The organism is Lactobacillus sp. CBA3606 (assembly GCF_002970935.1).
Taxonomy (GTDB): Bacteria; Bacillota; Bacilli; order Lactobacillales; family Lactobacillaceae; genus Lactiplantibacillus.
On sequence record NZ_CP027194.1, the window covers coordinates 1,529,399 to 1,541,938 of the forward strand.

General features: G+C 44.2%; 13 protein-coding genes and 1 tRNA gene. 8 read left to right on the forward strand and 6 right to left on the reverse strand.

Features of this window, described 5'->3' with window-relative positions:
- Positions 1-28: 28 nt before the first annotated feature.
- Positions 29-355, reverse strand: coding sequence for a hypothetical protein (locus tag C5Z26_RS07555; RefSeq protein WP_105449361.1), 327 nt, complete (start codon positions 353-355; stop codon positions 29-31).
- 118 nt (positions 356-473) lie between these two features.
- Between C5Z26_RS07555 and C5Z26_RS07560 the strand changes: the two genes are divergently transcribed.
- Together C5Z26_RS07560 and C5Z26_RS07565 are read left to right on the forward strand one after the other, a co-directional pair.
- Positions 474-845: a hypothetical protein gene (locus C5Z26_RS07560; RefSeq protein WP_105449362.1), complete on the forward strand. Its 372-nt coding sequence runs from the start codon at positions 474-476 to the stop codon at positions 843-845.
- A gap of 62 nt (positions 846-907) precedes the next feature.
- A tRNA-Ala gene (locus C5Z26_RS07565) sits at positions 908-980 on the forward strand.
- A gap of 106 nt (positions 981-1,086) precedes the next feature.
- On the opposite strand, the gene C5Z26_RS07570 is transcribed toward C5Z26_RS07565, so the two are convergent.
- The 3 genes from C5Z26_RS07570 to licT all read right to left on the reverse strand — a co-directional run bounded on the left by C5Z26_RS07570 (position 1,087) and on the right by licT (position 5,362).
- A complete protein-coding gene (locus C5Z26_RS07570) occupies positions 1,087-2,547 on the reverse strand; it encodes a glycoside hydrolase family 1 protein (protein ID WP_105449363.1) in 1,461 nt (486 codons plus the stop codon).
- Positions 2,540-4,405, reverse strand: a complete 1,866-nt coding sequence (locus tag C5Z26_RS07575) for a beta-glucoside-specific PTS transporter subunit IIABC (protein WP_105449364.1) — start codon at positions 4,403-4,405, stop codon at positions 2,540-2,542. Before C5Z26_RS07575 ends, C5Z26_RS07570 begins: the two co-directional genes overlap by 8 nt.
- A 111-nt stretch (positions 4,406-4,516) precedes the next feature.
- The gene (gene licT, locus C5Z26_RS07580) at positions 4,517-5,362 is read right to left on the reverse strand and encodes a BglG family transcription antiterminator LicT (protein ID WP_105449365.1); all 846 of its coding nucleotides are present in this window, start codon (positions 5,360-5,362) and stop codon (positions 4,517-4,519) included.
- Between the two features lie 362 nt (positions 5,363-5,724).
- Here licT and C5Z26_RS07585 point away from each other — a divergent pair, with 362 nt between their 5' ends.
- From C5Z26_RS07585 to C5Z26_RS07595, 3 genes are all read left to right on the forward strand, one after another.
- On the forward strand, positions 5,725-6,453 hold the full coding sequence (locus C5Z26_RS07585) for a demethylmenaquinone methyltransferase (protein WP_105449366.1): 729 nt from the start codon (positions 5,725-5,727) through the stop codon (positions 6,451-6,453).
- Positions 6,446-7,147 carry a YdcF family protein gene (locus C5Z26_RS07590; RefSeq protein WP_105449367.1) on the forward strand — a complete coding sequence of 234 codons (702 nt, stop codon included), beginning with the start codon at positions 6,446-6,448 and terminating at the stop codon, positions 7,145-7,147. The genes C5Z26_RS07585 and C5Z26_RS07590 overlap by 8 nt, the downstream gene beginning before the upstream one ends.
- Positions 7,148-7,398: 251 nt before the next feature.
- The gene (locus C5Z26_RS07595; RefSeq protein WP_105449368.1) at positions 7,399-8,427 is read left to right on the forward strand and encodes an acyltransferase family protein; all 1,029 of its coding nucleotides are present in this window, start codon (positions 7,399-7,401) and stop codon (positions 8,425-8,427) included.
- Here C5Z26_RS07595 and C5Z26_RS07600 read toward each other — a convergent pair.
- Complete coding sequence (locus C5Z26_RS07600; RefSeq protein WP_105449369.1) at positions 8,401-9,372, reverse strand: SGNH/GDSL hydrolase family protein; 972 nt, start codon at positions 9,370-9,372, stop codon at positions 8,401-8,403. The two genes, C5Z26_RS07595 and C5Z26_RS07600, sit on opposite strands and share 27 nt — an antisense overlap.
- Positions 9,373-9,473: 101 nt before the next feature.
- Between C5Z26_RS07600 and C5Z26_RS07605 the strand changes: the two genes are divergently transcribed.
- The 3 genes from C5Z26_RS07605 (at position 9,474) to C5Z26_RS07615 (ending at position 12,211) form a co-directional block, all read left to right on the forward strand.
- Positions 9,474-11,396 carry a heavy metal translocating P-type ATPase gene (locus C5Z26_RS07605; RefSeq protein WP_105449370.1) on the forward strand — a complete coding sequence of 641 codons (1,923 nt, stop codon included), beginning with the start codon at positions 9,474-9,476 and terminating at the stop codon, positions 11,394-11,396.
- A gap of 219 nt (positions 11,397-11,615) precedes the next feature.
- Positions 11,616-11,936 carry a thioredoxin family protein gene (locus tag C5Z26_RS07610; RefSeq protein ID WP_105449371.1) on the forward strand — a complete coding sequence of 107 codons (321 nt, stop codon included), beginning with the start codon at positions 11,616-11,618 and terminating at the stop codon, positions 11,934-11,936.
- Positions 11,937-11,938: 2 nt separating this feature from the next.
- On the forward strand, positions 11,939-12,211 hold the full coding sequence (locus C5Z26_RS07615; protein WP_105449372.1) for a metal-sensitive transcriptional regulator: 273 nt from the start codon (positions 11,939-11,941) through the stop codon (positions 12,209-12,211).
- 57 nt (positions 12,212-12,268) lie between these two features.
- Here C5Z26_RS07615 and C5Z26_RS07620 read toward each other — a convergent pair whose 3' ends face one another.
- Positions 12,269-12,478, reverse strand: a complete 210-nt coding sequence (locus C5Z26_RS07620; RefSeq protein ID WP_105449373.1) for a hypothetical protein — start codon at positions 12,476-12,478, stop codon at positions 12,269-12,271.
- Between the last annotated feature and the right edge of the window lie 62 nt (positions 12,479-12,540).

The window sequence follows — 12,540 nt, forward strand, 5'->3', positions numbered from 1 at the left end:
TTGAAAAATTTCATTTGCTTATTTTAAATTAGTGCTGGCGCCGGTGAGTGCGGGGTAATCCTAATAACCAACGCACATCGTTACCCGTGAAATTAATTTTTAAAAATTCCGTCTGCTTGGCTTGGGTATACATCGTTGTTAAGACGTCATCACCTAAGGTTAATACCCGCTGTGCAATTTGCTCATCGAATAGATAAAGTAACGTGGCAGTTGTAATCTGATCAATCATAAAGATTTCGGCAGCATTTTCAAATAATGCCACGGGACTACGCTGTAACTGACCCTGTTTAAAAGTTGCATAAGCTGCGTTTAGGACTTGTTCCGCTTGGTCCATTAATACCGTTGCTTCCGCCATTACCAGCGCCTCCTTTAATTTACTTTCATTTTAACGGCTGTCGGTCTTTTTAACCACCATTAACGACTTATTTTATTGGAAATTTGTTATACTAAATGTGCCTTAGGAGGAAATTAACTTGCCAAATACCGATGAACGTTATTATCAACCCACTGATTTAAAAGATGCCATGTTAGCTATTCAAAAATTATTTAATTCTTATACTGAAGCGCCATTGACGCCAGAATTAATCGCCTATCATCAAAAACTGATTACCCAATTACAAACAAACCTACTGGTAGTCGCCAAAGAACAGCACAATCAATTACGACTTAACCAACTCGACCAAATGATAGCGGTTATGCAGGACTGGTTAAAATTACGACTTAACGGCAAGATTTTCAATGGCAAAATGCAACACTTTAAATTCGTCAGTAAAGCCCAACCACAATTCAAACGCCAAGTGCATAAAATTCGTGGGAATCAAAATCATCGAGCTAGTCGCCATTAACTTTCAATCGCAAATTCAGGGGTTGCGCCTCCTCATTTTTGCGGTATACTAAACTAGTACTTGGGCCCTTAGCTCAGTTGGGAGAGCGCCTGCTTCGCATGTAGGAGGTCGTCGGTTCAAATCCGGTAGGGTCCATAAAAAAACGCATCACGCTGATTTTGATCAGTCGTGATGCGTTTTTATTGTACTTAGAAAAGTTGGGCCCCGTTATGGCGGCAGATAACTAGGGCCACTTTTAGATTTAGGCTAAATCATCTCCATTAGATTTAATCACTTTTTGATACCAGTAGAAGGAATCTTTTTTGATCCGAGCCAAGCTCCCTTGACCAGCATCATCTTGATCAACATAAATAAAACCATAGCGTTTGGACATTTCAGACGTTGAAAAGCTAACTAGGTCAATTGGACCCCACATGGTATAGCCCATTAAATCAACCCCATCCGCAATCGCTTCCTGCATTTGCGTAATGTGTTGTCGCAAATAGTCAATCCGATAATCATCATGCATCTGACCATCTGCTGTTAATTGATCAACTGCGCCTAGGCCATTTTCCACTACGAACAATGGTTTCCGGTAACGATCCCACATTTCGTCTAACGTGATCCGCAACCCAACGGAATCAATTTGCCAACCCCAGTCGGATTCTTCCAAATAAGGATTGCGGCCGCCAGTCGCCATATTACCGTTGGTTTGTTCACCAGCATCCGCCGTCGTTACCGTGGTCATATAGTAGCTAAAGCTAATGAAATCCACCGGATACTGCGCTAAGATAGCTTGGTCATCATCAGCCATTGCCAACGCAATGCCATTATCGGCAAAGTAACGATTCATGTATTCCGGATATTCACCACGAGCCTGCACATCGGTAAAGAAGAGGTTTTTATCATCTTCTAATTGTGCGGCTTGCACATCAATCGGGTTCGGGGTACCTGGATACGTCTGCATCCGTGCTAACATTGAGCCAATTTTTGCATGCGGATCAATTTCATGTAATTGCTTCGTCGCAATCGCACTAGCAATAAACTGATGATGTAGCGCTTGATATCGGGTCTGCAACTGATCGTGTTTTGACATTGTTGTATCAATGGCACCTGTTTCATGGAAGCCCCAGGTACCCGTGTTAATTTCATTAAACGTTAACCAATAGGGCACTTGACCTTGATAACGCTTGAAAACAACTGCCGTAAAGCGATTAAATGCGGCAATAGTCGCTCGACTGGCCCAGCCATTTTGCTTTAAAGTTAGTGCAATTGGCATTTCATAATGTGACAACGTGATTAATGGTTGAATATCATACTTCTTTAATTCTGCAATTACCCGATCGTAAAAAGCCAAGCCAGCTTCATTCGGTTGGGCTTCATCACCATTTGGAAAGACCCGCGACCATGCAATGGAGAACCGATAAACTTTAAAACCCATCTCAGCAAATAATTTAATATCTTCCTTATAGTGGTGATAGAAATCAACACCCCGGCGTTTGGGATAACGCGTATCCGTGGCATCGGCCACCGCTGCCTGGATAGACGCTGTCGTGACCGCATCCATCGACATCTTTTTACGATCCGTAGCCTTTTCAACGACTTCCGCCGTCGTTAAACCTTTACCATCTAAGTTCCAAGCACCTTCAACTTGGTTAGCAGCGGTCGCGCCGCCCCACAAGAAGCCTTGGGGAAAACCTTTAGGATAAGTTGTTTTATACATTTGCAGTTACTCCTTCATTAGTTGCTAACTTCAAAATCCAATTGTCAGCTGCAGCGGTTGCATCCGTTGGTGTCACCGCTTGATAATCAGTCGTATTTGTCACGATAACCATTACCGTTGGATCATACCCAGCTGCTTTAATCTTCGCAACATCAAATTTTGTAATGACTTCACCCCGCTTAACTGTGGCGTTTTGTTTAACTAACGTTTCAAAGAATTGACCGTTTAACTGAACAGTATCAATCCCAATATGAATCAAAATTTCAATACCGGCTGTAGAGGTAATCCCAATCGCATGACCAGTTGGGTAAACTGCACTAATCGTCCCATCGACCGGGGCCTTCACAACGCCCTCTGTCGGCACAATTGCTAACCCTTTTCCCATTGCTTCAGAAGCAAAAACATCATCGTTAACACTCGTTAAAGGAATGATTGTCCCGGTCACAGGTGCTGTAATCGTCGTGTCCGCAGCCGCCAACGTCATTGCCGTGGAGGTCGTTTTAGTCGTCGTAGTCTTAGGCATGCCAACCAGCAATGTCAAAATTAATGCTCCGACAAAGGCAACAATTAACCCAATGATTTCACCGACAAACCCTTGGCCTAAATAAGTTGGTAAGGCTAATAAGCTCGGCAAGGTAAATGAACTAGCGTGGACTTGGAAAGCGCCACTAATGGCCCCACCAATAGCGCCACCGACAACCGCACAATAGAATGGTCGTTTTAATTTCAACGTTACCCCGTAAATCGTCGGTTCTGTAATACCAAAGAACGCAGTAATCACGGACGAGCCGGCTAAGGCTTTCATCTTACTATCTTTTGTCCGTAAAAAGACCCCCAATGCCGCGCCAGCTTGCGATAAAACAGCGGCACTCAGAATTGGTAACAAGGGATCATAGCCCATTTTAGCAATATTATTCATCATCAATGGGACAAAGGTCCAATGAACCCCAAAGATAACGAAGACCTGCCAGAAGGCGCCCATCAAGATTCCGGCACCGATTGGGAAGAAGTTGTAAACGGCCATCATGCCGGTTGCTAACGCATTACTAATCGTGCCACCAATTGGGCCCACTACGAGTAAAGTCAATGGCATCATGACAATTAAGGATAGTAACGGCGTAAAAATATTCCGGACGGCTTCTGGGAAAATTTTATCAAATAATGGTTCCAAATAGGATAGCACCCAAATTGCCAACAAAATTGGAATAACGGTTGACGTATACGTCGTGGGAACTACCGGAATGCCAAAGAAGTGCAGTGTCGTTGCATTTGACATCACTGAAACTAAAGTTGGGTACAATAACGCCGCGCCTAATGACACACTAACAAATTGATTGACATGTAATTGTTTGGCGGCCGTAAAGGCTAAGAATATTGGTAAGAAGTAGAAGATCGCATCCCCTGCCGCATACCAAATCTTATAAGCACCACTGCTAGCTGATAACCAGTTTAAAGCAACCGCTAGGGCTAAAAGCCCTTTCAAAATTCCGGCACCAGCTAAAGCACCCAAAAATGGGGTGAAAATGCTTGAAATAAAGCCGATGAAACGGTTAATCAAATTTGGCTTGTCTTCTGGTTCAGTAGCGGTCGCTTGTGGCGCAGTCATGGTTGCCAGACCAGCTAAGTCTGCCAAAGCATCGTATACTTTAGCGACAGAATTTCCAATTACAACTTGATACTGACCGGCACTTTGAACAACCGTAATCACGCCATCTAAATCATTGATTGCGGCAGTATTGGCAGCATCGGTCGACTTCAAGTTAAATCGTAACCGGGTTGCGCAATGCCAAGCTTTACTAATATTTTCTTTACCACCGATATTGGTTAATATTTGTTGGGCTAAATCTTGATAATCCATAATTTGACTCACTCCTTAAAAAATAAAAACCCAAGTCACCCCCTGCTCGTCATGGTCGACGATTAAGAGATCACTTGGGTTTTGCCTAATTCAATAGTTACAATCCCATTATTAATGCGCTTCGTTCAACATCCGTTGAATGTGCATGGTTAAATAAATCTGTTCGTTCATTGAAACAGGTTGTTGCGCCGTCTTTTTAATAAACGTCACAATCTTTTGTACACAAGCAAAGGCTTGCGGATACTTCTGTGAAACATGTTGAAATAAGATTTCATCTTCAGTGCCTTGTGAGCGATCAACCTCTTTCAAGGTTAGCCGCTCGGCAAAGAAACGCAAATGAACTAAGAACCGTTGCAAACTTAGACTGTCATCCGTCATCGTTAACGATAATTGATATTTGACGATATTCAAGACATCATTAATCAATTTCGTCATCACAATCGTTTGATCAGCATCCGAGGTTGCCATACTATTTTCAACAAACTTCATGGCAATAAAGCCGGCTTCATCCTCAGGTAACCGAACCTCAAATTGACTTGCAACCAACGTTAACGCTTGCCGACCAACCTGATATTCTTGATGATAGATGCGTTTGGTTTCCCATAAAACCTCATTTTTGATATCCATTTGATGCAAATGTCGATACACCGCAAAATGAATATGATCAGTCAATGAGATGAGTAAATAACTATTAAAGGTGGTATTCAGCTGTTTTTCCGCTAAATCAATAATCTGCGACGCAACTTCAAAATACTCCGGTTCAATATCACTCATTAGTGACTGAAAGTTGGCTAACCAATTATCGGCCGTTGGCGTATACGTCTTGGTGACGCGGGTCTCATCTACAGAGTCACCGCTCTTCTTTTGAAAACCAATCCCTTTACCAATTAAAATAACTTCGTGACCATGCTGGTCCGCCAATAACACATTATTGTTAAAAACCTTTTTAATCCGCATGCCTCACGCCCCTTGACTCTTGGTCTAAAAATAAAACCCAATAATTTTAAACCCAGTGATTGACTACGCCCATCATGGTATTCAAAATTATCAGGTTTTGCCCACTAACGTGTTAGCGGTAACAATCCTTATTTACAATTGTTTAGTATAACGAGTGACGAAAACGATTGCAAGGATTTTATTTATCAATTTTTATTTTTTTCAGTTTAACTTTAATTATTGCTGCGAACTGCTGATGCTGGTCATCCCCTATATATCGTCGCCTTTAAAAATTTGACTCACGGCTATACTCGCTTTGCGACCTATTATGTGCGCTAAACTGCTATAGTAGACATAATAAAACTTACTTTGGAGGTTATCACATGGCAAATCGTTACTTGCATAACGTTCAGGGCCTTTTTGATACGATCGCCCCAAACTATGATCGGATGAACACTATTATCAGCTTAGGCACTCATCGCCATTGGCGTAAACAAACCATGGCACAGATTAAACTCGCACCATCAGCCGAAGTGTTGGATCTCTGCTGCGGCACCGGTGATTGGACCATCGCGCTTGCCCAGCAACTCGCGCCAACTGGTGAAGTCATTGGTTTTGATTTTTCAGCACCAATGCTTAAATTTGCCCAACAAAAAGTTAATCAAGCCAACGTCGCCAATCGCGTTTGGTTACGACGAGGTAATGCGATGCGGCTGCCCTTTAAAGCCAATACCTTCGATCTCGTGACCATTGGTTTTGGCTTACGCAATTTACCAGATAAAGTTCAAGCTTTAGCCGAAATTTACCGTGTCTTAAAACCCGGGGGCCAGCTGGTTTGCTTAGAAACATCGCAACCTGACCAGCCTTTGATCAAGCCCGTCTGGCAATGGTATTTCACTAAAATCGTGCCCACCTTTGGTCGCTTATTCGCCCATCAATATCAGGAATATGCTTACCTACAAGAGACCACACGGCATTTTTGGAGTTACCAGCAATTAGCCGGCCATTTCGAACAGGCTGGTTTTAAAAACGTCCATTACCAACGATTTAACTTTGGGGCAGCGGCCGCTCACTTCGGTTCAAAGCCTGATTTGGCGGTGACTCATGACTAATTTAACCGCACTCAATCAATGCCTAGCTTGGCTGACACAACCCGTGACACCACTTAACCCGATTGATGGCCTGATATTATGTGGCAATAGCCTCCCATTAACGACCCAACTAGCTGCCCAATTAGCATCCAAGCACCACTTACCTACGATGATTATCACCGGCGGCATCGGTCACGCCACCAAATATTTACGTCAAAATTTACAACAGACTAACAATGATAGCGAAGCAAAAATCATGGCAGCTGGCGTCCGCCATGCCGGCTATCAAGGCGACCTACGCCTTGATCCCACTTCAACTAACACTGGCGAAAACGCCCGGCACGCATTAACCTTAGTCCCAGCTCATTGGCATAACGTCCTACTGGTTCAAGATCCCTTATTGGCCCGCCGAACACAGCTCACTTTCGAATCAGTCTGGGGGCCGGCGTACCACTTTGAACGCGCCATGCCGAGCCAACTTCAGCTCACCACATTAACACCGGCACTTAAATTTACTAATGCGCCCGCATATGATGCTGCGTGGCAACCAGCCTATTTCACCGAATTACTATTAGGTGAGTTACAACGACTCTGGGATACCCCCACCGGTTACGGTCCGAAAGGGCAACAGTTCATTCCACATGTTGACCTCCCACAGCCTGTATTAACGGCCTATCAGACCCTAACCGCCGCCGCATTACAGCGACACCGTTAAAGCTTAAGTTCAACCAACGAATTTGATCCTAAATTCGTTTTTTTTAATGTCAAAAAAATAATTGGCACCTTTTTACGAATTTAACTAATGTCATACGGCTAAAATAACCGGCTATTCAAGCTAGTATTTTCAGTAACATTTCAATCTAAACAAAAAACTAGCTCAAAATCTGCCGAAATAACCGGCTAAAGATTGCGCTAGTTAACCATTCTGCTAAGCTAACAAGTAGCTACTTGTCCAAGGAGGACGCCATGAAAACTCGAAATTCTGCCTTTGAACTATTAAGAATTATTGCCATGTATCTGATTGTGCTTTATCATGCCACTTTCTGGGGGCCCTTAAATACGATTACTGAACTATCAGTTAACCGTGGCTTCACGCAATTATTTGCCGTCGGTGGTAAATTAGGCGTGAACTTATTCGTCATGATCAGTGGTTACTTTTTAATTCATTCCCACGCGACCCCCAAGAAATTAATCCCGATGTGGAAACAAGTGTTTACCTATTCGGCGGGCTTTTTCATGCTCTTTCTAATCATTAACCATGGTCAGTTTCAGCTAATGGCTTTATTACGCGGCCTGCTCCCCGTCATTTTCAACGAATATTGGTTTGTGACTGCCTATATCATGCTATATCTGTTAGCACCTTATCTAAACCAATTGATCAAGCAATTATCCCGCGTGGCCTTACTCAAACTAGTCGGCCTATTAGTTGGCTTAACCTCAATTTTGCCGAGTATTTTCCAAAATCAAACCGCCGTTAGTGACCTAGGCTGGTTTATTTTATTATATGTTATTGCGGCATACTTACGACTCTATGGCATCCCCACTAGCCTAGCCAGCAACCGTCGTTCTTGGCTATTTTTAGGGAGCAGTGCTTTTATCCTGGCGGGCTCTATCTTAACCATGGACTTGTTAGGGCAACGATGGCCCATTTTCCAAGGTAAAGAACTCCACTTTGCGGGTCAAGAATCCATTTTATTGCTCTTACTCGCAAGCGCCATCTTCATTCGTTTTATGCAACTCAAATCATTCAACAATCCATTAATTAATCGGTTAGCCACACTAACTTTTGGGGTCTATTTGATTCACGATAATGAATTTATTCGGCCACTACTTTGGCAACATTGGGTGCCTGAAAAGACTTTCTATGCCAGTGCACTTTATCCCTTACAACTATTGCTCAGCGTTTTAGCCATTTATCTGGTTGCCTCGGCCATTGAACTTGGCCGGCAAAAGCTGTCAAGTCTTTGGCTACACCACAAACAACGTGGGGTATAAACGCCGTAGCGCTTGTGCCAAATATTGCCCTGCCACTCGGGATCCTGCTAGATCCAAGTGCACATAATCAGTCGTTGTTGGCGCCCAATCAGCGGTTTCAATCAACTTAATTGGCGGAAAAGTTGCAACCACGGCACGAATTATCCGGTCAAAAGCTTGATTGAATGGCACTAACACCGCAATTTGACTCATCGGATATAACCGTTGGACCTGTTGCAGAAACCGGCGATAAATCAGTGTAAACTCAGCCGCTGAAACGCGGCGATCATTGGTCCCAACGTTGATGACCACCAGCGCCGTTCGTTCCGGTCGCCACGGCGTTGTCGCATTGAGGGCCGTCAAAACTTGCGGTAACGGTGGGACACCACCAGTGCCCGGCCGCTTTAACCCCGCAGCACTATAAGCAATCCGGACGTTTCGGGCATTCAATAAATCACTGGCAAGCGCCGCATAATTAGCCTCACCGCGATAATCGCTAGCGGGCTGTTTACCAGCGACCCAACACCCCGCCGTAATTGAATCACCAATAAAGGTAATCCCATGTTGCCCAGGCTTGACGGCTTGCAGTTGACCATCACTAACGATATCGGCGATGGCAAAACCACTGCCCCCTTGCCAAACCAGATCAGCATCCGTATTACCACTCATCACTAACCGAATCACATGGGGACGACCGTCTAAAGTTAGCTGGTATGGTAGCATGCTAATCGCAATGCGCTGATAAGGTAAGCCATCAATTTGTAGCGCCATCCATGAAGCTTCGGCAACTGCTAACGGGAGCATCTTTATCGTCACTAATTGCGCATGAGTGACCTTAAACCAGACTTCTGCGCCAAGATTAGTACTATACATTACGGTTTGGTTCTGAATTATTTTCACCGCCCAGCGCCCTTGAAAATACGCTGTCATCACGGGGTTGTTCGGGATTGTTGCTTGCACTCGCATTTAAATTAACCTCCTAATCGCTGAAACTTGATACCCATCAATTTAATCTGCTCGCACCGATTATATACTAGACTCATCAAATCAAACGAGGAGTCTTACTTATGAAATTCCAACAATTTTTAACCAAGCATACCAATCAAATTACCCTTATAACCGGTATTTTAATCGTCTTGGGCATGCTGAGTAAATATGTACTCAACTTTACATTAGGCTATCAGCTCACACTAGCCATTGCATCCATTATTGCCGCCGTGCCCATTGCCGTCCGAGCTTGGAGTGCCTTAATCAACAAGGTCTTTAGTATCGAGCTATTAGTCAGTATCGCCGTCATTGGCGCCTTTATTATTGGTGAGTTCAACGAATCGGCCATTGTTACCTTCCTATTTCTATTTGGATCTTATTTAGAAAGTCGGACCCTTCAAAAAACACGTCACGCCATCAAAGGTCTGACCGAAATGGCGCCAACGACCGCCACGTTAGTCACTGAAACTGGCACCGAAACCGTTGACGTCGATGACGTTGAAACCGGCGACGTCGTCTTAATTAAGACCGGGAGTCAAGTCCCAGTTGATGGCACGGTGATTGACGGTAATGGCTACTTGAATGAAGCTTCCATTACTGGTGAAGCGCGCCAAATCAACAAACAAGTCGATGATCAAGTCTTTTCTGGGACCTTAGTTGAAAATGGCTATTTAAAAGTCCGGGCCACTCAAGTTGGTGACGACACGACTTTCGCTAAAATTATTGATTTAGTCGAAGAAGCCCAAGATACCAAATCCAAGGCTGAAAAATTCATTGACCGTTTTTCACAATATTATACGCCCGCTGTTTTAATTTTAGCCGTGATAGTCTTTATTTTCTCCCGTGATTTTCGCTTAGCAATTACCGTCCTTGTGCTCGGTTGCCCAGGTGCACTAGTCATCGGCGCACCAGTTTCCAACGTGGCCGGTATTGGCAACGGCGCCAAACGTGGTATTTTAATCAAGGGTGGCGAAGTAATCGACACCTTTGCAAAAGTTGATACCCTTGTTTTCGATAAAACAGGCACTTTAACTGAAGGAAATACCGCGGTAACTAGTTTTAAAACCTACACCGCTCAAACCGATACAGCACTAAGCTTAGCCGCCACGATTGAAGGCGTCTCCGATCATCCTTTGGGCCAAGCGATTGTCACCTATGCTGAAAAGAACGCTACCGAAATGACAGCCCCAACTTTGACCAATACTGAAACGGTTAAGGGTCAAGGTATCTGTGCCGAAGTCAATCATCAACAAGTCGTCATTGGCAATCAAGCCATGTTAACTGCCCATCAGATTAAGTTAACGGCGACACAAACGCAAGCCCTCACAACGATGCAACAAGCTGGGCAATCAACGGTCATCATGGCCATTGACGGTATCGTTAACTTGATGTTTGGAATTGCAGATACAATTCGCCCCGACGTCAAAGCTTCCTTAGCGGCTTTGAAGACGCAAGGTATCAAACACCTCGTGATGTTAACTGGCGATAACGCCTTAACCGCAGATGCCGTTGCCCGCGAACTCAATATTGATGAAGTCCATGCCAATTTATTACCGGCCCAAAAGGTCACCTATGTTAAAAAATTACAGGCCGCTGGCAATACTGTCGCCTTCATTGGTGATGGTATTAATGATAGTCCATCAATTGCCAACGCCGATATCGGCATTGCGATGGGTAGTGGCACCGATGTTGCAATTGATACATCCGACGTCGTCTTAATGCAGTCTAGTTTCCCCGCCTTAGTTCATGCTCACGGCCTCGCCAAAAAGACTGTCTTAAATACTCGCGAAAATATCTTTATCGCTATCGCAACCGTAGTCTTCCTACTAATTGGGTTAATCTTTGGTTACATCTACATGGCTAGTGGGATGTTCGTTCATGAAGCCAGCATCTTAGTCGTTATTTTCAATGCGATGCGCTTGATCAACTTTCAAACTAAATCCAGCCAGCCAACTAAAGTGACCCATCCAACCGGTAAACTCAGCTCGACTGTCAAAAGCTAGTCTTTCAATTTGCGCCATCAAAGGCAGTTACAACCAATTCCACTAGGATTGGTTGTAACTGCCTTTTTGACGCGCCTGTGTACGCTGACTACCTAAAGTTCTGCCGCCCATAACCGGTTGACCAAACAAGACCGATTAATTGCTTTTATATACAGGTGGGGGTATATTAACAATCATCAAACACCCAGTGGGGGTTATGACATTTGGAGGGAATCAATAATGATAAAAGAAATTCATGATCAAGATTTTGCTAAAGAAACCGATACTGGCATTGCCGTCGTCGACTTTCGAGCCGATTGGTGTCCACCTTGTCGGATGATGGACCCCATCTTAAAGTCCTTGTCTGAAGATCCAGCCTACAAAGATCAGGTTAACTTCGTTTCATTAAATGTTGATCACGATAAGGAAGTCGCTAGTCAGTTCCAAGTACAAGGGATTCCAACTTTCTTAATCAAAAAAGACGGCCAAGTCATTAGCCAGATGGTTGGCGCTCGACCGAAGCCTGATTTTGAAGCTGAATTAAAGAAAGCCGTCAATTAATCATGGCTACCGACGCAACGCCCTACGTAACCAACAAGCAAATCACAACCCGTTTAAAACGTTCGGCTGGGCAACTAGATGGTGTTTTGCGGATGATGGCTGAGGAACGTCCTTGTGACGACCTGTTAGTCCAATTATCCGCTGTGAAGTCCAGCATCGATAAGGCTATGAAACTAGTTATCGCCCGTAACATTAGTGATTGTCTTGATGACGCCACCGCTGTCGACGCTGAACGACTTGCCCATTCATTAGATTTATTACTCAAAACTAAATAGACAGACTAAAAGCGGCCACCAACGTCTTTCACCTTGATGGCCGCTTTTTGGTGCGCCTTATTTGTCCCAGTTCCCTTTTTTCCAATCATCGTGCGCCCAGTCATCTTGGTCCCACGCCGCCTGTTTTTTATCGGCTTGTTTCATTTGTTCAGCAGTTGGCTGCTGTTGCTTGGCACGGCGCATTAATACTGCCGTTGACACGACCGTAATAAAGCCAGTCGCAAGGATGAATACGAACGTCCACATGATAATTTCACTAATTGACATCCTTAATACCCCCCCGTATTGATTAGCGCTAGTATACCGCAGTCCCTTTAGATTTGCCATCC

What these genes read in the sequence shown, in the direction of transcription:
- C5Z26_RS07600 (WP_105449369.1), bottom strand. Translation starts at nt 9,372, where the DNA reads ATGCGAGTGCAAGCAACAATCCCGAACAACCCCGTGATGACAGCGTAT.
- C5Z26_RS07555 (WP_105449361.1), bottom strand. Translation starts at nt 355, where the DNA reads ATGGCGGAAGCAACGGTATTAATGGACCAAGCGGAACAAGTCCTAAAC.
- licT (WP_105449365.1), bottom strand. Translation starts at nt 5,362, where the DNA reads ATGCGGATTAAAAAGGTTTTTAACAATAATGTGTTATTGGCGGACCAG.
- C5Z26_RS07620 (WP_105449373.1), bottom strand. Translation starts at nt 12,478, where the DNA reads ATGTCAATTAGTGAAATTATCATGTGGACGTTCGTATTCATCCTTGCG.
- C5Z26_RS07610 (WP_105449371.1), top strand. Translation starts at nt 11,616, where the DNA reads ATGATAAAAGAAATTCATGATCAAGATTTTGCTAAAGAAACCGATACT.
- C5Z26_RS07615 (WP_105449372.1), top strand. Translation starts at nt 11,939, where the DNA reads ATGGCTACCGACGCAACGCCCTACGTAACCAACAAGCAAATCACAACC.
- C5Z26_RS07595 (WP_105449368.1), top strand. Translation starts at nt 7,399, where the DNA reads ATGAAAACTCGAAATTCTGCCTTTGAACTATTAAGAATTATTGCCATG.
- C5Z26_RS07590 (WP_105449367.1), top strand. Translation starts at nt 6,446, where the DNA reads ATGACTAATTTAACCGCACTCAATCAATGCCTAGCTTGGCTGACACAA.
- C5Z26_RS07605 (WP_105449370.1), top strand. Translation starts at nt 9,474, where the DNA reads ATGAAATTCCAACAATTTTTAACCAAGCATACCAATCAAATTACCCTT.
- C5Z26_RS07585 (WP_105449366.1), top strand. Translation starts at nt 5,725, where the DNA reads ATGGCAAATCGTTACTTGCATAACGTTCAGGGCCTTTTTGATACGATC.
- C5Z26_RS07570 (WP_105449363.1), bottom strand. Translation starts at nt 2,547, where the DNA reads ATGTATAAAACAACTTATCCTAAAGGTTTTCCCCAAGGCTTCTTGTGG.
- C5Z26_RS07575 (WP_105449364.1), bottom strand. Translation starts at nt 4,405, where the DNA reads ATGGATTATCAAGATTTAGCCCAACAAATATTAACCAATATCGGTGGT.